This window comes from Methanohalophilus levihalophilus (assembly GCF_017874375.1).
In the GTDB taxonomy this organism is placed as follows: Archaea; Halobacteriota; Methanosarcinia; order Methanosarcinales; family Methanosarcinaceae; genus Methanohalophilus; species Methanohalophilus levihalophilus.
In genome coordinates, this window is sequence record NZ_JAGGLK010000001.1 from 345,836 (window position 1) to 365,116 (window position 19,281).

At 37.0% G+C, this 19,281-nt stretch carries 21 protein-coding genes; 16 read left to right on the forward strand and 5 right to left on the reverse strand.

All coding sequences use genetic code 11. The annotated features are described in order from the left end of the window. Positions 1 to 4: 4 nt before the first annotated feature. A complete protein-coding gene (locus tag J2755_RS01850) occupies positions 5 to 673 on the reverse strand; it encodes an RAD55 family ATPase (RefSeq protein ID WP_209678856.1) in 669 nt (222 codons plus the stop codon). Between the two features lie 118 nt (positions 674 to 791). Here J2755_RS01850 and J2755_RS01855 point away from each other — a divergent pair, with 118 nt between their 5' ends. Both J2755_RS01855 and J2755_RS01860 read left to right on the forward strand, forming a co-directional pair. Further along, entirely contained in the window at positions 792 to 1,922 is a 1,131-nt protein-coding gene (locus tag J2755_RS01855) for an archaellin/type IV pilin N-terminal domain-containing protein (RefSeq protein ID WP_209678858.1), read from the forward strand. A 50-nt stretch (positions 1,923 to 1,972) separates the two neighbouring features. After that, positions 1,973 to 2,962 (forward strand): phosphate signaling complex PhoU family protein, encoded by a 990-nt coding sequence (locus tag J2755_RS01860; protein WP_209678860.1) that lies wholly within the window; start codon positions 1,973 to 1,975, stop codon positions 2,960 to 2,962. A 1-nt stretch (position 2,963) separates the two neighbouring features. Here the strand turns inward: J2755_RS01860 and J2755_RS01865 are convergent, their stop codons facing one another. Next, positions 2,964 to 3,365 carry a hypothetical protein gene (locus tag J2755_RS01865; RefSeq protein WP_209678863.1) on the reverse strand — a complete coding sequence of 134 codons (402 nt, stop codon included), beginning with the start codon at positions 3,363 to 3,365 and terminating at the stop codon, positions 2,964 to 2,966. A gap of 316 nt (positions 3,366 to 3,681) precedes the next feature. Here J2755_RS01865 and J2755_RS01870 point away from each other — a divergent pair, with 316 nt between their 5' ends. Beyond that, positions 3,682 to 4,065, forward strand: coding sequence for a tetratricopeptide repeat protein (locus J2755_RS01870; RefSeq protein ID WP_209678866.1), 384 nt, complete (start codon positions 3,682 to 3,684; stop codon positions 4,063 to 4,065). Between the two features lie 123 nt (positions 4,066 to 4,188). Beyond that, a complete protein-coding gene (locus J2755_RS01875) occupies positions 4,189 to 4,872 on the forward strand; it encodes a DUF169 domain-containing protein (protein ID WP_209678869.1) in 684 nt (227 codons plus the stop codon). A 97-nt stretch (positions 4,873 to 4,969) separates the two neighbouring features. On the opposite strand, the gene J2755_RS01880 is transcribed toward J2755_RS01875, so the two are convergent. From J2755_RS01880 to J2755_RS01890, 3 genes are all read right to left on the reverse strand, one after another. Beyond that, on the reverse strand, positions 4,970 to 5,371 hold the full coding sequence (locus J2755_RS01880; protein ID WP_209678872.1) for a hypothetical protein: 402 nt from the start codon (positions 5,369 to 5,371) through the stop codon (positions 4,970 to 4,972). 404 nt (positions 5,372 to 5,775) lie between these two features. Further along, positions 5,776 to 6,972, reverse strand: coding sequence for a nicotinate phosphoribosyltransferase (pncB, locus tag J2755_RS01885; protein WP_209678875.1), 1,197 nt, complete (start codon positions 6,970 to 6,972; stop codon positions 5,776 to 5,778). A 127-nt stretch (positions 6,973 to 7,099) separates the two neighbouring features. Then, on the reverse strand, positions 7,100 to 8,563 hold the full coding sequence (locus J2755_RS01890; RefSeq protein ID WP_209678878.1) for a DUF1616 domain-containing protein: 1,464 nt from the start codon (positions 8,561 to 8,563) through the stop codon (positions 7,100 to 7,102). A 141-nt stretch (positions 8,564 to 8,704) separates the two neighbouring features. Between J2755_RS01890 and J2755_RS01895 the strand changes: the two genes are divergently transcribed. From J2755_RS01895 to J2755_RS01950, 12 genes are all read left to right on the forward strand, one after another. Then, entirely contained in the window at positions 8,705 to 9,571 is an 867-nt protein-coding gene (locus tag J2755_RS01895) for a M48 family metalloprotease (RefSeq protein ID WP_209678881.1), read from the forward strand. A 20-nt stretch (positions 9,572 to 9,591) separates the two neighbouring features. After that, positions 9,592 to 9,813, forward strand: a complete 222-nt coding sequence (locus tag J2755_RS01900) for a hypothetical protein (RefSeq protein WP_209678884.1) — start codon at positions 9,592 to 9,594, stop codon at positions 9,811 to 9,813. 102 nt (positions 9,814 to 9,915) lie between these two features. Next, positions 9,916 to 10,695 carry a hypothetical protein gene (locus tag J2755_RS01905; RefSeq protein WP_209678887.1) on the forward strand — a complete coding sequence of 260 codons (780 nt, stop codon included), beginning with the start codon at positions 9,916 to 9,918 and terminating at the stop codon, positions 10,693 to 10,695. A gap of 16 nt (positions 10,696 to 10,711) precedes the next feature. Then, positions 10,712 to 11,713 carry a lipid II:glycine glycyltransferase FemX gene (locus J2755_RS01910; RefSeq protein ID WP_209678890.1) on the forward strand — a complete coding sequence of 334 codons (1,002 nt, stop codon included), beginning with the start codon at positions 10,712 to 10,714 and terminating at the stop codon, positions 11,711 to 11,713. Between the two features lie 37 nt (positions 11,714 to 11,750). Next, positions 11,751 to 12,794, forward strand: a complete 1,044-nt coding sequence (locus J2755_RS01915) for a DUF354 domain-containing protein (RefSeq protein WP_209678893.1) — start codon at positions 11,751 to 11,753, stop codon at positions 12,792 to 12,794. Positions 12,795 to 12,829: 35 nt separating this feature from the next. Next, positions 12,830 to 13,279, forward strand: coding sequence for an acyltransferase (locus tag J2755_RS01920; protein ID WP_209678896.1), 450 nt, complete (start codon positions 12,830 to 12,832; stop codon positions 13,277 to 13,279). A gap of 101 nt (positions 13,280 to 13,380) precedes the next feature. Beyond that, positions 13,381 to 14,073, forward strand: coding sequence for a WbqC family protein (locus J2755_RS01925; RefSeq protein WP_209678899.1), 693 nt, complete (start codon positions 13,381 to 13,383; stop codon positions 14,071 to 14,073). Further along, on the forward strand, positions 14,054 to 14,965 hold the full coding sequence (locus J2755_RS01930) for a methionyl-tRNA formyltransferase (RefSeq protein WP_209678902.1): 912 nt from the start codon (positions 14,054 to 14,056) through the stop codon (positions 14,963 to 14,965). Before J2755_RS01925 ends, J2755_RS01930 begins: the two co-directional genes overlap by 20 nt. A gap of 13 nt (positions 14,966 to 14,978) precedes the next feature. After that, positions 14,979 to 15,635: a PIG-L deacetylase family protein gene (locus J2755_RS01935; protein WP_209678905.1), complete on the forward strand. Its 657-nt coding sequence runs from the start codon at positions 14,979 to 14,981 to the stop codon at positions 15,633 to 15,635. After that, positions 15,626 to 16,531 (forward strand): glycosyltransferase family 2 protein, encoded by a 906-nt coding sequence (locus tag J2755_RS01940; RefSeq protein ID WP_209678908.1) that lies wholly within the window; start codon positions 15,626 to 15,628, stop codon positions 16,529 to 16,531. Before J2755_RS01935 ends, J2755_RS01940 begins: the two co-directional genes overlap by 10 nt. Further along, a complete protein-coding gene (locus J2755_RS01945) occupies positions 16,495 to 18,033 on the forward strand; it encodes a hypothetical protein (RefSeq protein WP_209678911.1) in 1,539 nt (512 codons plus the stop codon). The genes J2755_RS01940 and J2755_RS01945 overlap by 37 nt, the downstream gene beginning before the upstream one ends. 57 nt (positions 18,034 to 18,090) lie before the next feature. Beyond that, a complete protein-coding gene (locus J2755_RS01950) occupies positions 18,091 to 19,281 on the forward strand; it encodes a glycosyltransferase (protein ID WP_209678914.1) in 1,191 nt (396 codons plus the stop codon).

Sequence of the window (19,281 nt, forward strand, 5' to 3'; positions counted from 1 at the left end):
GCAGTTATCCCACACGTTCCCTTACATCAATGATTATTCCTTCCTGACTGACCTTGAAGGGAATAATCTTTTCCAGGGGAAGGTTGTTTTTCATTTTTGGAATATTTAGGTAACGTCCTACTTTGTTTCCTGTATGGCTTGTCTTGAACTGGATAATGCCGTCTGCCATAGCCCTTATGATGTTCTCACTGTGCGGGTCAAGCACTCCGGAATCCAGTGTAAGCAGAAAAATCATATCGTTTTTACGGCTTATTTTTGTCAGCGATTCCATTGTTTTCACAAGGGTTTCAAAACTTTCCCCGAGGAATATGAATGAGAATGTATCAAAAATACAAATGTCAATTTGATTAATATCCAGGGAACTGTCGATTGTGTGATATTTTTTGTTTACCTGTGCATCCGGGCCAAAAGTTTCGAGCATGGCAACATGATCCCTGAAATTTCCCAGGATGGTGAATTTGCTTTCGTCCGGAGTTATATCAAAAAAGCTCATTTCTTCGTAGACTTCCTTTTTTGAACGGGTTGTAGAAAGGTAGAGTATTTGCTTATCTTCCCTTTGCATATCTTCGGCATTTTTTTGTACAAACAAGCTTTTAACGGTCCCAAGATCTTCTTCTATGAGTATTACTGAACTTGAGGGAAGCTTTTTGATCCCTATTCCTGCAAGTACCATCAAGGGTATGTATTGCAACTTTGTTTTAATACTTTGGCGATATAGACTATAGATTTTACATGTGTATATATATTATCCATCCAAAAGCTATATATGATGACTATTGGATTTTGTACATATGCCTTCAAAGGAGATGCTGTCCTTTCTAAGGGATGAAAAAGGAATATCCGTTGTTTTCGGAACTCTTTTGCTGATTCTCATTACCATAACTGCTGCGGCAAGCCTTGCACTTTTTGTCTCTGAAACCCAGAAATCAATGATGGAAAGGGAGGAGCACATCTCTGCTGTTGAAAATGAGGAGTTGCGTATCCTGAAACTGCAACCTTCTGGCAACAGTTCTCATTGGAGTACTTTGAACATCACTTTGTTAAACCTTAATACTGCTGATTCCAGAATAGCTTCAATAGCACTAAACAACAATTTTGTTTTTAATTATTTGTTGTTGACTTCCACAGGAGATGTGGAGTATAACTCGAAATATCCGGATTATCCTGTAATATACAATTCCAAAGTAAGGCCCAGAATTAAGGCGACAAGCAGTCTGACCCTGTCCGTTCCCTTTGAATATATCGTTGTTAATACAACTGAATCTTTTTCTCTTGGTAGCTGGAGCAATATGACTGAAAATTTCACTTTCAAGCTTCAGAATCATCCGGTACTTGCAAATTATCCGGTAGATTGCAACATCGAAGTTTATAACGTTTCAAACAACAACAGCCTTGTTTTGGAAACCGGTAACTTTTCGATCGATGTTGAGGGTGACGATCCTCTAATGACTATCCTTGCAGGAGGCCGCATGAGTAACAGTTCATCCTATAGGGTGGATTATTCTTCCACTTTCGTAACTTTCAATTCACTTTCATCGATTTCACGCAATGAGCCACTTCAGGTCGAAGTTATAACCTCCCTTATAAACATTTTTGGAGATACGTATACTCCTCCGGTGCCTCTTGCGAGTGTGAATTACGAAACGGAGCGATGGATGGTTAATGGAACTCCCTACTATCAGGACGTTCTGGTTCTTGATGCTTCACAATCATTTGATGACGATGGTAGTATTGTTTCCTATCGCTGGGCTGCCTGGACAAATTCAACTCTCGTATATTCCTACAATCTGACAGGAAAAGTTGCCCGAGCTTCTTTGATAAATCCTTATGATTCCAATGTGACAATTGATCTTGAAGTGGTTGATGATATGGGTATGGTTTCACGATTAAGTGAGAGGGGTGGGATAATACAACTTTCCTGAAACGTAAGCTGGAATTCATGCTGGATATTTTTGGATTGGATCTGATATTAATGGCAGAAAAAAGAAAAATTCAATTGACAGGTGGTTCAACATACATTGTTTCCCTTCCAATAAAATGGGTTCGCAATACTGGAATGTCTGTGGGGGATACTGTTAACCTTATTCCTCAGTCAGATAATTCTCTTTTGATATCTTCCGATTTACTCTCTGAAGAAAAACAATTCAAAGCTTCGATCGAAGTTCCTGAAAACTCCGATCCTGAAGACACTTTTAGAATTTTGGTTTCATATTATCTTGTCGGATTTGATCTTATTACTCTTCAATCAAACAAAGGATTTTCAGCTTCCGAAAGAAAATTTATTAAGGATGCTTCCAGAAAACGCTTGATAGGATTGGAAGTTGTTGAAGAAAACAAGCATGATCTCGTTTTGCAAAGCCTTTTGAATTATCGGGATCTGTCACTCCATAAAGCTATTGGAAGTATGGAAGGCTTGTTGACTTCAATGCTTGAGGATGTGATGGAAGCTCTAAAAACCGGTGACTTTGAAATTGCAAAAGATGTCCTGCAGAGGGATAACGAAGTGGATCGTTTTTACCTCTTAACTGTAAGGCAAATTAAAGGTGCAATTGAAGATCGAAACCTTTCTGAAAAACTCGGAATTTCAAGACCCCGGGAGTGCCTTGGATATCGTTTGGTAGTAAAGAATCTGGAGCGCATAGGTGATCACATGGTTCGTATCACAAACAAAGCTCTTGAACTTGATGAACCGCTTCCAAAAGATCATTTTATTTTTTCACTATCAAATGATGTATCTCATGTTTTTAAGTCCTCGATGACTTCGCTAGAGTTGGTAGACACTAAGAGGGCTAACGCAACTATCAAAATGTCTCAGAAAATTTCCAACAGGATACTTTCTGAAAAAAAAGAAATTGAGCCCCGTATTGCTTCAATATCCGAAAGCCTTAGGCGTATTGCGGAGTATAGTGCCGATATAGCTGAAATATCAATAAATATGGGTACGAAAGAGCTTCATTCCTGATTTACATCATCGCAAGAGTGACTAGATCTGTGAGACTTATTCTTGCAACTACTACCATCATGTTGTTGACTACAAGGAATGCTCCTGCAAATGTAATTGCATTTTTTGAGTAGTTCCAGATTGTATCTCTTTCCTTCATATCCGAATCTCTTAGCTGGCGATATGTCCAATAAGCAAATAATATGAAAATCATTTTGAATATGAACAGGATGCCAATCCCAAAGTGCTCCATGGCAAGTGCAAGGAATCCATTTTGTTCAAATCCGTAGTTTAATGCCCAATATGTACTTAGAAAATCTCCAAGGACATAAAACAGGATCATGTAACGTATTTCATAAAGGAAAGCGCGTGCTTCTTTCCAATCTTCTTCATACCTATTTTCTATTGATATATATCCTGTCATTAGGGTTCCTCTTTAAACTTCCATTCCACTATCTCAGATATTTTTGGACATGGTTATGACTATTGTGTACACAAAAACAAAATTCATGTACATGCACAAAAGTAACTATTGCAAAAATGTGTTGAAGCAAAGTGGAGGGTCATTATTTTAGAAAAAAATTAAAAAGTAAATGGCATTAAAATCCAATCGTTTCACTTTTTATTTACCGTTATAAGAGAGTAAAGCCTATATTGTAACTCGATCTTTCTGCACAAGATTATGCCAAGAAAAAGATGGGTGATCATTTTCACAAAAATGGTACCTTAAAGAGGATTGCATGTCGCTTCTAAAAGGAACAAAAACTGCTTCAGAATGGATTAGAGAAGGTAAGTCCTGTAATGATCATGCTGAGGCTCTCCGATGCTTTTGTCAGGCCCTTAATCTTGAACCTCAAAATAGAAATGCAATTTTCAACAAAGGTGTCGCCTGTCTGAATCTGGGTCGGTGCAATGAGGCGCTAAAATGCTTTGAATTCCTATCGGAGCAGGATCCTGAGAATGTCACCCTTCTTGAAATGAAGGGTCGTGCATATCAGGAAATGCATGGTTATCGCAAGGCTGTAATGGTGTTTTCCGAAGCTCTTGAAATCGTGGGTGCAAAGGCAGATGAAGATATCGATTTGAAACGTAAACTTAAACGACTCATTAATCGCTCTGTTTAGTGCAATAACAGAATAAGTGGATATTAACAGCGTTTTATCGATGTGCAAGGCTTATATAATAGGCGGTTATGTATGTGAAATACACAACTGTTAACAACTATGAACATAGTGAGGAATATCCTGATGGAACTGGAACAAATTAACAATATTGGTACTGATCTTATTCGTTTGCTGAAACTGAAAACTTCCCCTATAGCCGTTGCACTTGTGTCTGATGAGTCCGAGATTCCAGACGATATTGAGAGAATAAATGGTCCTTTGAGGCATTGCCAGATGGTGGACAAAGTTCGCAAGGAAGGAAAACAGTTCTATTCTCTTGTAGATGACCAGCAGTGTAAAGGCGGTGCTGCTGTCATGGGAATGCAGGAAATGCCTGCAAAACTTGCAAGCGGTGAAACTTACTATGGATTGGGTCGCTTTGAGAATCTGGAATCAGCAAAACACACCATGGAGCAGGTTCCCACACTGCCTGCCGGAAGCACTAAAGGTGTGATTTACGGCCCTCTTGATAAAATCACTTTCAAACCCGATGTTGTTCTAATCATTGACACTCCAAAGAAAGCAATGCAGCTTTCACAGGCACTTATTCATCACTCGGGAGGCCGCGTAAATGCAAGTTTTGCGGGTATTCAGAGTGTTTGTGCCGATGGCGTTGTATTTCCGCATAAGGAACAGATTGTGAGCGCAACACTAGGCTGCGGTGGCAGTCGAAAGTTTGCCAACATTGGTGAAGATGAAATGATTCTCGGCATTCCTGCAGATAAGCTGCCCGAACTTGCAGAAGCCGCAGAAAAGATGTTTGGCTAACTTCTATTTTTAGGGTTGGGCTGGAATTGGCCCAACATCTAGTATTGTTTGATTTTGTTGAAAAATCAAAAAAATAGTGTGAGAGAGCTCTATTTTCTTACATAATTGCAAGAGTGAGAAGATCTGTAAAGCTGATCCGTGCAACTACTACTAGCATGTTGTTGATTACCAGAAATGCTCCTGCAAATGTAATTACATTTTTTGAGTAGTTCCACATTTTCTCCCTTGTTTTCATCTTTGAATATTTTAACTGACGATATGTCCAGTAAGCAAACACAATGAAAAAGACTTTAAATAAGAGGAAGATTCCAATTCCAAAGTGTTCCATAGCAAGTGCTAGAAACTTATTTTGTTCAAAACTATATTGCAACGCCCAGCATGTGCTCAGGAAGTCTCCAAGAACGTAAAACAGGATCATATAACGAATTTCCTTTAGGAAATCCCGTGCTTCTTTCCAGTCTTCTTCATACCTGTTATTTATTGATATGCATTCTGTCATTGAATGGCCTCTCTCAACGTTCCGTCTTGGTTAGAGATCATTTCCGGGAATGGCTCTTCTGTATTCATTAGGCACTTCCATACTCACAAAACCTGTCGGATTGGGGTGAAATGTGTGTTTTGCAAAAATATGTGGGTATATGATACTTATATTTCCAAGGTCCATTGGTCCGAACTGTACGTCGCTTGACAATGCTTTTTGAAAAAACGTCAAGAAAAGGGAAACAAAACATTTTAGGATTGATTTTGCAAAAGTTTGGTTGCAGAAACCGATCATTCGCAAGATAACTATAGTTCACCAGAAACCAAAATATGATTTCAGGAAAAGCCGCAAAACCCTGTGAATCCGCAGAAAAAAGTCTGGTTATATTTCATTTTTAGAGTTGGGTTAAGTTTAATAAACAATTATTCTTCATCCAGCCCTTTCACGCCAAAAATATAATTTGCTACCCTGAGGGCATCCCTATCTCCTGTGGCCTTTTCCCCGGAGTCACTTAATTTTACAACTGGTATATCATTGACCTTGTGCAATTTGATTACAATATTAAGCGGAGGCTCTTCTCTGAAAAATTCCGGATTATTCGTCAGGCTTGTTCCGATTCCAAAACTGCACTTTATGCGTTCATCACAGTATTTTTTGATCTTGATTGCCTTATCTGCATCAAGGGAATCGCTGAATACGACAACTTTTTGCGTTGGATCGATGCCTAAGCTTTTGTAGTGTTCAATTGCCCTGTCCACAAATTCAAGCGGCTTTCCGCTGTCATGCCTGACCCCATCATAGATACGTGCAAGCTTTCCATCAAAATTATTGAAAAAAGCATCTGATCCAAATGTATCGGTAAGCGCAATTCCCAGATTCCCTTTGTAAACTTTCACCCAGTTTTCAAACGCGAATTTATTAGCGTTTCGGAGTCCGACCAGTGCGGAATTTCCCATTATCCATTCATGGCCGATTGTTCCTATTGGTTTAAGATTGTATTTTTGTGCTAAATGCACATTACTGGTCCCGGAACAGATGGAAAAACCCTTGAGAACATCTATAACGTTGTCCTGCAGTTCAAAGCTTCTCCTACGACGAGTTCCGAATTCACTCAAGATACAATTTGAGAGTTTGAGTTTATTCCCCATATCTTCGATCAGATTTCGGTAAGCATGAGTAATAGTGGATATAGAATGTTCTGATTTCCAATCTGTCTCAATCATATCAAAATAAAGTTCGGAAATGGTAGACATCAATACAATTTCCCACAGGATTGTGCTGTGCCAGGGTCCTTTGATCTGGATGTTGATACCATTTGATTCATTCAGCGATATTGAGACTTCTTCAGGCCTGAAACGGAAATTTTTCAGGTATTCAAGGTAGGTAGCGGTAAAATAGGGGCAGTTTTCTGAAAGCCATTTGTGCTCTTCTTCCGTGAGTTGAAGTTCTGTAATTTCAGTATTGATGATGTTATTGAGTTCGTACACAAATTCATTCGTGAATTTCTGGTCTCCGCGATTGATGAAGCGATATTCGGCTGTCACTGTGGGAAACAGCTCAAGCACGGCCATTTGCATGGTGAATTTGTATAGATCGTTGTCGAGGATGGAGTGGATCACAGGTGTTGCCTTCGGTATGAGTTTTATCGGTTTTCAGCGCCTTAGTTGGGGCTTATGGTATTTAATTTGAGTGGAGGGTTTATCGGATTATATATGAAAAGAGAAATTAAAAATGGTAACCGAAATCTTAGAAGTTTTCGGATGCTTCTCCACTATTCAAAGCGAAGTCTTTGCCTACAACTTCAATCAAGTGGGTTTTATCAGCATTGGTTATTGTGTAGGTACCTGACCATGTTATTCCATCAGAGGAACTCATTTCCACTTCAACTGGATCTGCTGAGAAGTACAATGCTGTTACGTAAGCGGTCATATCTTCCAGTTCTTCTGACGAAGTAGCTCTTATGTTAAGCTGTGTTCCGGATTTACTTAGTGAAAGGCTTATTTCCGGGTTGGTCAAATCAATTGTAGTTTGTGCATCTGGAACGTTTTCAACAAATTCTTCAATTCCGGAATCATCTATAGCTTTCGATCTGAAATAGTATGTTCTACCTTCTTCACCTGTAAACATGTCTAAGGTACGCTCTGTGGATGAAATCCATTGAATCCAATTAACGCCATTTGTGCTGTATTCAATATTGAAGTAGATTGGCTCATTATTTGGATGGGTTCCTTCCCATTGTACCATAAAACTTGTACTGTTTATGTGTGATGGAAGGGGTAATACTGTAGAAAACGGGAGATCAATTCCTGAAAGATCATGTGTGATCCAGAGATGAACTGAACGGTATGGGAAGTTTGCGACTTCTTCCTTAAAAATGACAAATTCCAGTTTAGACTGATCCTGCTTTAGCTGTGTTCCCGGATATGTCATGTCTTCAAGCCATGTTTCTCCGTCTTCCAGTGGGATTTGCAATTCCTGAATCACTGTTCCATCATGGCGCATTTGTAAAATATAATTGATTTTTTCAAGTTCATGATTTTCAATCCCCACTGTAACTGTCAGGGGCTGCGTGGGTGATGCAACAGTTGGGTAGTTTTCAGCCTTGCCATCCGGGCCTAGAATGTAGAGGGCAGTAAATGTTTCTTTTTCACGTGTTACTTTTGCGTAAGCAAACATGGCAGTTGCGATTACGATGGATAATACCAGTGCAATTACAAGAGCCTTTTCAATCATCTTTTGCCTATCTCGTTCTTCTTTAGACATTAAGACCGTTTTATCGTCGTCTTTTTTAATGGATTCAACAAAGTCCTTAAAGGAAAACGAAAATTGCTCTTCTTCAGGATGGCGCCTTCTTGCAAAATATGCAATTTCAACAAGAATTAACGTGATGAGTGAAAGGGAAATTGAGATTGAGTTTGGCCGGAATAGCCATTCAGTCATACTGACAGCAAAACCGTCAAAGACTACGATTGCTATGCTAAAGCCTACACTTAGAGTAAACCTCTCAATTCCGCTGATAGAATCATTTCGCGGAAATAACGCTGCTATAAACGCGTAACCTGGTATGAAAAAGAGAAGTGGAAGTGCAAATATTATACGGAGGGGAGTTTCATTTAAAGGGGGCAAAAGAACAAAAATACAGGCAAGTAATGAAAATAACAAAAGAAGCGCTAAATCCTGCTTGTAGATACATTTTTTGGACTTAAACATCTGTAAGTGGCTCCGTTTCATACTAGGCAGTAGTTACAATGAAAGCTATTTTCTTTAATAAGCTTATCCGTGATATATTATCGAAACATTTTAAATATGGGGCAGGAATAATATAGGTCATATTTCAGTGGAAAGAAACTTATGCCAGGATCCAGCAAAAATAAAGTAAAGATTTTTTTCCTTTTTGCCTTACCTTCCTTAGTAGTAGTTGCTATTTCGTGGTTTTTGGGAGGCAATAACGGATTAATTGGTTCTTTAATTGCTGTTTTTCTGTTGAGCTTGATATTTTACTTCCTTGGTGCAAGGGTACTCCTGAGGTGGTACCATTCTAAAAAAGTTCAATCGACGGAATATGATGAAATTCGTTCCATCTTGAGGAATTTAGCTGATATGGCTGGTGTGAATGAACCTGATCTTTACGTATTTGATTCTGATTTACCACTTCTGTTTACTGTTGGGACGCGAAAAAAAAATGTCTCTATAAGCTCCAGCGCTATAGAAGTATTTGATTCTGAGGAACTTGAGGTTTTATTGGCCCGGGAAATCGGGCATATAAAAAACGATGCAGTCTCTTTGAATACCATTGTGGCGCTGTTTGCCGGAATTATTTCAGCATTTTCAACACTGGCTTTGTGGGGTGCATTATTGGGAGGTTTTGGCCAGGACTATGATCCGGCTCCGAAACTTATTCGTTTGATTGCAATGGGAATTGCAGCTCCTCCGGCGGCCCTGCTTGTCCAACTGGGCACCCCCCGGGAAGCTGAAAGTTTAGCAGACAATGTGGCGATGGACATGACTAAGAATCCAAATGCTTTAGGAGCAGCGCTAAGTAAGGTAGAAAGTTTTGTAGATGATCTGGAAAATGTGCGCCTAAATCCGGGCCACTCACATTTATTCTCCGTAAACCCTCTTAAAGTCAGAGATATTTTTAATGTTCATTTATCCATGTTTAACACCCATCTTGATCTTGATACCAGAAAACAAAATATCCTTTCTTACTCAAGCTAAACAAAAAGGAGTCCAAATTAATGACTGACAAAATTCATATAGCGGATTGGAAGAGGGGTTTGGTTTTTAGCTTTATTTCGTATTCCATGCTACTTTTTGTAATAATAGTTTTAACTGTATTTTGGATGAGGGATTTTGATTTTGCGGTAGTTTCCCGCATTGTCGGGGCATATATGGGAGTGGTTATTGTCCTGTTAGCCGTTGCAGGATTAGTTTTTAAGCGTAGACTCTCTGTCCAATGAGCCATTATCAGCATTTCTTTGAGCTGATAAAAATAAAAACCAGAAAATTTAAATCTGATTTGCACCTTACATTACTAAGATTAAGCTTAATTGGGAGATTTCATGCGGGATTTTACTTTATCAAAATATAATGAAATGATGGAGGCTGCAAAGTCGACTTCATATTCTGTTCAAAATGTTGGCAGCTTTTTGAAATCTCCTTCTCCAAGATGCCTTGTCCTGCGTCACGACGTAGATCGTGATGTACAAAGGTCAATTGAAATGGCAAAACTGGAAAACAAGCATGATGTCTCTTCAACTTATTATTTCAGGCATGTAAACGATGTTTTTAAGCCTGAATCAATAAAAATGATTTCAGATCTTGGTCATGAAATTGGTTTCCATTATGAGGTAATGGATAAGGCCAAAGGAGATCCGGATAAAGCGATTGAAGTTTTCAAAAAAGAGCTGGAGGATTTAAGGGAAATAGCTGATGTCAGGACAGTTTGCATGCATGGGAATCCCTTTGCTAAATGGTCCAATCGGGACTTGTGGGATAAATATGATTTCAGGGACTATGGCATCATTGGTGAACCCTATTTATCAATCGATTATAGCAAAGTACTGTACCTGACAGATACAGGAAGAACCTGGGCAGATCGCAATATTCGCGTAAAAGATGTTCTGGATTCTGAACATCTCTCAATTCATGGTATAAGTTCAAGTGATGACGTTGTGGATTTGATTCAGTCAGAAACGACACCGCAAATATGCATGCTGGTCCATCCGAACAGATGGTGTGATGGGCTTGGAGGATGGACAAAAGAGCTGCTTTTCCAGAACGTAAAAAATGTAGGCAAAGCAGGAATTGTCCTGTACAGGAAATATAGTTCCAGTAAATGATATGTTGTGAATGCTGATGATAACAGTTACTGATTCATTAGATGCCGATGTCTGGGATGCATTTGTCCTGCAGCACACGCATGGAACTATTTTCCAGACTAGTTCAATGGCCGAAGTATATAGAAAATCAAATAATTACAGGCCAGTTTCTCTTGCTGCAGTTGATGAGTCCAGTGGTGATGTGCTGGCATTGCTGCAGGCATCTATAATATGTGAAATCAACGATTTTCTGGGTTGTTTTACCGGACGAAGTATAATCATGGCTGGTCCTCTGGTAGCCGAGAGTGAAGATGGACAGCAAGCTCTGGATATGCTTTTGAGAGAATATGATAAGCGAAGTAAAAATAAAACCGTATTTTCACAGGTGCGAAATCTCTGGGATACTTCAGACATCAAAAATTCACTTGGATCAGCCGGTTATGCCTATGAAGAACATCTGGATTACCTTATAGATCTTAATCGGGATGCTGATGCTATCTGGTCCGATATTAGCAAGTCCCGAAGGAAAGGAGTAAACCGTGCGGAAAAATCCGGTATCACTATAAGAAGAGTGCAAAATGCTGAAGAACTGGCAGCTTCTTATGAAATCATAAAGAAGACTTATTTGGATGTGAAAGTCCCGGTTGCGGATATTTCTCTTTTCAGGGCAGTCTATGATGAGTTTGTCCCGAAAGGAATGGCAGATTTTTTCATTGCATTAAAGGATGATATGCCGGTTGGTGCGCGTATAACACTTAATTATAAAGAACTTGTATATGATTGGTATGCAGGTTCAAAAAAAGATGTTCAGTACGTTGATGAGGCACTGGTCTGGCATATATTGAAAACAAATGCAGGGGTGTATAAAGTTTTTGATTTCGGCGGTGCCGGCCATCCCGATAAACCCTATGGTGTCAGGGAGTTCAAGAGACGCTTTGGAGGAGAGCAGGTGAATTTTGGTCGGTATGAGAAAGTGAATGGACCATTGCGGAAACGGTTGAGTGAGATCGGGTATGGGGTTTATAAAAAGCTAAAGTAATTTTTATGAGTTATTTGCGGTAAAATCGGGTTCAAATATGCGTATTCTGCTTGACATTGGTCATCCAAAGGATGTGAATGTGTTCAAAAACGTTGTTTTGTCTCTTCAAAATAAAGGTCACATTGTTAAGATATTTGTGCGGGCAAAAGAAAGTACTAAAAGAATGCTTGATGATCTCGGTTTTCAATATGAGACATGCCCCTACTATCAAAGCATGTTAGGGAAAGCATTTGGTATTTTTGCAAATGACTTACGTCTATATAGAATTGCCAGAAAATTTCAGCCGGATATTTTTGTAAGTCCTGGTTCTCCTTATTCTGCTCAAGTTAGTAGCTTGATGAGAAAACCACATCTTGCTTTTTCTGATACGGAAATCGCAGGTCTTGTTACAATGTTGACACTGCCATTTACAGACAAAATCTATACTTCCACCTCTTTTTACCTTGATTTGGGTCCAAAGCAGGAACGTTTCAAAGGTTATTATGAATTGGCTTATCTTCACCCGCAATATTTCAAACCCGATAGAGGGGTATTAGAAAAATATGGCTTAGAGGAAGACTATATTCTTTTGCGTTTATCAGCTTTAGGTTCACATCATGATCTTCATGCAACTGGATTTAATTTTGAAACCGAAGATGAACTAAAGCAATTTATTTCTGTTCTGGAACAATACGGTAGAATCGTTGTCTCTTCTGAAAAATCAGATTGGAAAACGATAGAGGATTATCAGCTTGATTTAGATCCTGATGATTTGCATGATATTATCTATCATGCAAGTCTTTGTATCAGTGAAGGGGCAACAATGGCTTCTGAAGCAGCAGTTTTGGGCGTACCTTCCATCTACGTTTCCAATACGGAACGTGGCTATCTAAATGAACTGGAAAAGAAATATGGCCTGGTCTATACTCTTTCTGATAGAAATGAAGCTCTTCAATTAGCTATTGGCTTATTGCGGGACACGAATGTTAAAGAAAAATGGAAGTCAAAAAGAGACATAATGTTGAATGATGTTGAGGATGTCGTTGGTTTTATCGTTGAAAGAACTGAAATGTATCTCAACAATTCTAATATAAATAAATAATATATATAATTAAATACATTTTAACTGGAGAAACAATGGCACTGCTTAGATTCCGGAAAAAAATATTTAAGTATATTGCAAAAAACATACCCTCCTATAAGGTAAGAATTTTGCTATACAAATCCTGCGGGTATTCAATAGGTGAGCAGGTGTATATAGCGGAAGGTTTAACTGTGGCTGAAAAGTTAGATGATTCACATAATCTCTTCATTGGGGATAGAGTTGCCATAGGGCCAAACGTTACCCTTGTAACTTCATCGGATCCTAATTTTTCACGTATAAGATCGTATGTAAAAATTCAGCGAGGCAAAATTGTCATTAGTGATGATGCATGGATCGGTGCAGGTGCTATCATTCTACCCGATGTTACTATTGGAGAGGGTGCAGTTGTTGGAGCGGGTGCTGTTGTAACAAAGGACGTTGATAAATATACCAAGGTTGCCGGTGTTCCGGCGAGGAAAATCGGAAAATTCATCATTAAATAAATATGATTAAGATATATATTTGAACTAAACGATTAATAATCTATTTAAATTTCAACATGTTAAAAATAATTTGATAATGAAATGGACAATATGGGCTATCTATGATTGTTAGTATCCACCAACCAAATTATTTGCCTTATTTTGGTTTTTTCGATAAAATCAAAAAATCTGATATCTTTGTTATCTATGATGATGCTCAATTTAACAAAGGGGATTTTCAACATAGGAATAAGATTAGAATATATCATGGTTGGAAATGGCTTACTGTTCCTGTAGAAAAAAAACATGTCCCTATTAAACAAATTGAGATTAAAAATGATTTAAAGCTAGGTGGACTTGATTGGAGCGACTATCACTTCAAAGAAATTATGTCAAATTATGAGAAAGCTCCATATTTTAAGGATTATGGGGTTGAATTAGAATATATTTATAGTCAAAAGTATGATTTTCTTATAGATCTAAATATGGACCTAATAAATTTTTTAATCGAGAAACTTGGGTTAAATACAAAAATTGTATTTTCTAGTGATTTTGATATCAAATCCACTTCAACAGAAAAACTAGTTGATATTGTTGATACTTTGGATGGCGATACTTATTTGTCTGGGATGATGGGGGAAAACTATTTGGACAAATCTTTGTTTGATAACAAGGGTATAGAAGTTGTTTTTCAAGATTTTTGTCACCCAGTCTATTCACAGCAATATGATGACTTTATACCAAACATGTCCGTTTTAGATATGTTATTAAACATTGGTCCAACAGGAGTTAGCTATGAACCAGAAAAAACTTAATGTTTTATTTTTTGGAAACAATCCATTAATTTTTGATCAATTGTTCCAAATTTCTAATGTGATTGGCGTTTTTTGTCGACCATCCATGAAAAAAGATGCGAACATAAGTTCTATTATAGCTCTTGCAAACAAATATTCGATACCTATTTTCCAACCCACTAAAAAAGAACTCTACAACTATGCAAATTTCATACACAGTTTAAAGACAGATTTAATAATCGTATGCGGGTATAAATATATCATTCCAGAAGTAATCTTTGCTATTCCTAAATTTGGAACAATTAACATTCATCCTTCATATCTACCATTCTACAGAGGGCAGCATGTTATTAATTGGGCAATAATAAATGGTGAGCATGAGACTGGCGTAACTCTTCATTACCTGGATACTGGGATAGACACGGGGCGAATTATTTCACAATCCTTAGTTCCAATTTCTTCAAAAGATACTGCTAGGTCGCTTCATGATAAAATATATTCAAAGGCTTGCGCATTACTGGAAAGTATTGTTAAAAATATAGAATCTGGATGTATCCCTGAAGGAATGGAACAAGATGATTCCAAAGCGACTTATTTCAAACCACGAAAGCCTGAAGATGGGCACATTAATTGGCAAAAAAATTCGATTGAGATAGTTAACCTAATAAGAGCTTTGACAAAGCCATGGCCCGGGGCATATAGTTACCTTAATGGGAATCGATTTGTCATTTGGAATGCAAGAGTTGAGACTCGTTCATCTAATTCCATATATGGAAAAGTGGTTGATGTCACTGATTCATCTATTACAGTAAGTGTAAAGAATGGTGTCTTGATCATCGATGATTATGCTTTTTTGGATCCGAATGGTGATCAACTCGATTTTATAATCAAAACTGGCGATCAATTCGAATAATAGGAGTTTAACAATGAAACCTACAATTCTCGCAATGGGGGCTCATCCCGATGATATGGAACTTGAAGCTGGTGGCACTCTTGCCAAATTTGCAAAAAAGGGGTATAATGTAAATCTTCTGATTTTGACATCAGGAGGTTATACTGATTCAAGCGGAAATAAGTATTCTAATGATCAACTAAAAAATGAGGCAATTGACTCATCGAAGATATTAGGAATTAAGAATGTTATTTTTCTTGACTATGAAACTACAAATTTACCATCTGGTGGTAGTATAATAGGTGAAGTTGATTCTATTGTGGATGACTTACGTCCTGATGTTTTTATTTCTCATCATCCTTTTGATTCTCATCAAGATCACAAGGCTGCAGCGGATATCATGTTTGCTGTTTCTCGCCAGGGTCGAGTGAAAACAGTATTGAGTGGATCAACATTACCATATAGACCAAACGTTTTCGCTTTCCGACCTCAATTTTTTGTTGATATTACAGAAACAATTGATGTCAAATTAGAGGCAATTAGAGCCTATAATACGCAATACACAAAATTTGGTGGTGAACTATTAATAGAAAGGGTAAAAGCAATGGCAAAAACTCATGGTTGGGCAATGGGGTATGATTTTGCAGAATGCTTTGAAGTAATACGGATGGACGATAACTTATGGGTTTGAAAGACTACATATTGATAACTCCTTGTAAAGATGAGGAAGAAAATCTTCCGAATCTTACAGAATCAGTTATTAGTCAAACAATACAACCAAAAATATGGGTTATTGTGGATGATGGAAGTACAGATGGTACATCCAAAATCTTGGAAACACTTTCACATGAACATTCTTGGATTCATGTACTAACTCTGTCTCAAAAACCAAGGAATTTGGGTATTCATGTTGCACATGTTTACAGAGAAGGCTTTGATTATGCAATAAAAAAATGCAAAAATAAGCGGAATGCATACAATTATGTTGGCTGTGTAGATGCTGACATTATCCTTGAAAAAGATCATTTTGAGTTGTTAATTGAAGAGCTTTCGAAAAATCCAAACCTTGGTATATGTAGTGGGAGAGTTGGAAACATAGTTGGTGAAAAAATAGTTTGGAGTGAGTATAGGGAAGATATTCCTTCAGGAGGTGCGCGTCTTTGGAGTAGAGAATGCTTTGAAGAAACTGGGGGGTATTTGCTAACTTCCAGTCCGGATAGTGTTTCTAATGTGAAAGCAAAGCTTAGGGGATGGCAAACTAAGCAATTTTGCCATATAGAAGTAATATCTTCAAGACCTTATGCATCTGCTGAAGGACAATTTAAAGGTTATCGGAAATTAGGAGCAAATAATTATTATATTGGGTATGCTCCACTTCATATTATATTAAAGGGAATAAAAATGTTATATAGTAGAAAAGGTTATTTTAAGACAGGCATCGGGATTGCATATATTTACGGCTATTTCCTTGAATTCATCAAAAGAGCTCCCAAAATAGATGATCCTGAGATAATTAATTATTATAGCAAGGCAAGGGTTAAAGAGATATTATGTCGGAATTTGAAATCAGCAAGAAAACAAAAGTAATCTTATTTTCATTACTTTTATTGCTTAATATTATTCTTCGAATTCCTTCTATACCCCATGAAAAAGGTGCTGACTCATTTTTCATACATTCCCTCGCAAACTCCATCTCGACTTATGGACTTGCTAATTGGTGGGTTCACTGGCTTTCAGTTTTTGGCTTTTATCCATATTCATATGCAAGCGCAGTGCCATTTTCTCTTTCTGGCATGTCACAGCTTTTAGATATGAATATGGAAACGACAATTTTACTTTTTTCCATATTTATTGGTTTGTTTAGTATTTTTGTGGGGTATTCTTTAGCAGGCTTAATCTATAACGATTTTGTTTTTAAGTATCTAATGGCTATGTTTTTTTCCATATCTCAAGGAATAATGATCTTTAGCACTTGGGAAATCAGTGCTAGAGGTCCATTTATGATCTTTTTGCCTTTTTTCATCTTCATTTTGCTAAAAAAGATACCCATCACTAAAAAAATACTCTTTACACTAATAATCTTGATATTCATTTTTTCGATCCATCATTACGCTTGGTTTACTCTTCCGATCTTGTTTGCCTATATTGCACTAAAGGTCATTTCAAATATTGAACGGATATGGAGTAAGCAAGTTTATTTAAATTATTTGTATGCCATAGGCTTTTGCATCGCATCTATGCTTCCTTTTTTTGAAAAATCCTTGATAGTTGCAGGTTCTAGATATGATTGGATACTGACAATGCTTGTTTCGCATACAAGATTTGTTGGCCCTCTGATCGTTTTTGCTTTGGGTGGATTAATTTATCTGATATTGAATAAAAATAAAAATATTGCTCAGTGGTTGCTATTGAGTTCAGTGCTGTCGTTTGCTCCATTTTTCTATAACATAAATTATGGAGTTTATGTTGGTTTATTATTTTTGGTTTTTTTAGGTACAGTTGGTTTTTGGAATTTATTTAAGGTACAAAATGTCATGACATCTAGAATTCTCACAGTTTTAATTGTACTGAATCTTTTATTCTTTGTTTCTTTTTCTTCTTTCTACAATCATGAGCGAACTGGCGAATACCAGCATTATTGGTATATGAGTGAATTAACATTTCATGAGGGGAATTGGATAAATGATCATATCGAAAAAGATAAACGTGTTTTGATTATCAGCGAAAATAGTCACAATGTAAGATCGATTGCTTTGCAAACAAATGGTTCTTCAGTCCTTCAAGGTGGGACTGAAGGCTTAGCCTATGGATTTATTGATAGCTCTTTTGTTGATAACTTAACCAGAGTGCCATATACGTCATCATATTTTTATTCAGAAAGTCCTTACCAAGCTACTGAGAGGGATATTTATAGAAGTATTGAATGGTATATATTGGCAAAAGACATTCGTAAAATAAAAGAAGTTTATGATCTGGATTATTTTGTTCAATCTTTAACTTATAGGCGGCCTGCCGGTTTTTCAACAACAAAAATGGATAGGATATATACAAATGGATTACTTGAAGTGTATGAAATAAGCGATTTGTGAATTTAAATTTTCTATTCTCTACAAACTTTATTCCGATTTCCAATTTAGTAGGTAAATATGAAGGTAGCGCTTTTTACTGGTACAATTTTACTCCAAGGTAAGAATTTGGATGTTAGGGAAGCTTATGTTATAGAAAGATTAAAAAAACTTAAAAACTATGATCTTTCAATAGAAGTCCTTACTCCAAAAGTTGAAGAATCACATTTGCCTCACTTTCGGACTTTAGACTACAATATGTACAAAATTTGTTACAGAAAAAAAATAAAATTCCTTTCTGTAGCTTTATTTTCTTCTTTCAAATTGTTCAAGTTGAACTGTGATATCATACATTGTTATACTTATCAAGCGGCTTTTATTGCTCAAATGATTAACTTTTTAAAAAGGAATAAATATTTTGTTCTTTTCGAGCCAATGGGTTTAGCTTATGAAGAATCAACGACTTCAAAGAATAAATCTTGGAGAAGTAAGCTAAATAGATCTTTTGTAAAGAGGATTGAAAAGAGAACATTTCAAAAATCTAATGGGGTAATTGTTTATACGGAAATAATGCGTACATATGTGTCTCAGGAATTCGATATATCCATAGATTATATCTATGTAGTTCCACACGGTGTGAATATTCCAAATAATTTTGTTTCAAAGAAAGAAGATGAAGATCGTTTCAGAGAAAAGTTGCATATTCAAAATGAAAATAAAATTGCAATGTATGTTGGCTCATTGTCGGAATTACATGGTGTTATGTACTTAGCTGAAGCCATGAACTATTTAAAAGATAAAAAGCAAGATATTAGCTTAGTAATTCTTGGCAGTGGTCCTCTTGAATTGACGTTAAAAAAATACATCAGAGATAAAAACTTGGATAATATTTTTATACGGGGTTTTGTTCCATCCGATGCAATTCCATTTTACTTATCTCTAGCAGATGTTTTGTTGATACCTCATGCTAAGTGCATGCAAACTGAGCTTGATCAACCCACTAAATTGTTTGAATATTTATCCAGTGGTAAACCAATTGTATCATTTAAATTGCAAGCAATTAAAGAAGTGGTTGGTGAAAATGCAATTTTGGTCGAACCTGATAACCCAAAGAAGTTTAGTGACTCTTTGTTACAACTACTTGAGGATGAAGACTTGATGAATAAGCTTGGGTTAAAGGGGAAGGAGATCGTACGAACTTATACTTGGGCGAAATCTTCTGAAAAGCAATATGAATCCTATTTAAAGTTGATGAACACTTACCATAACTAA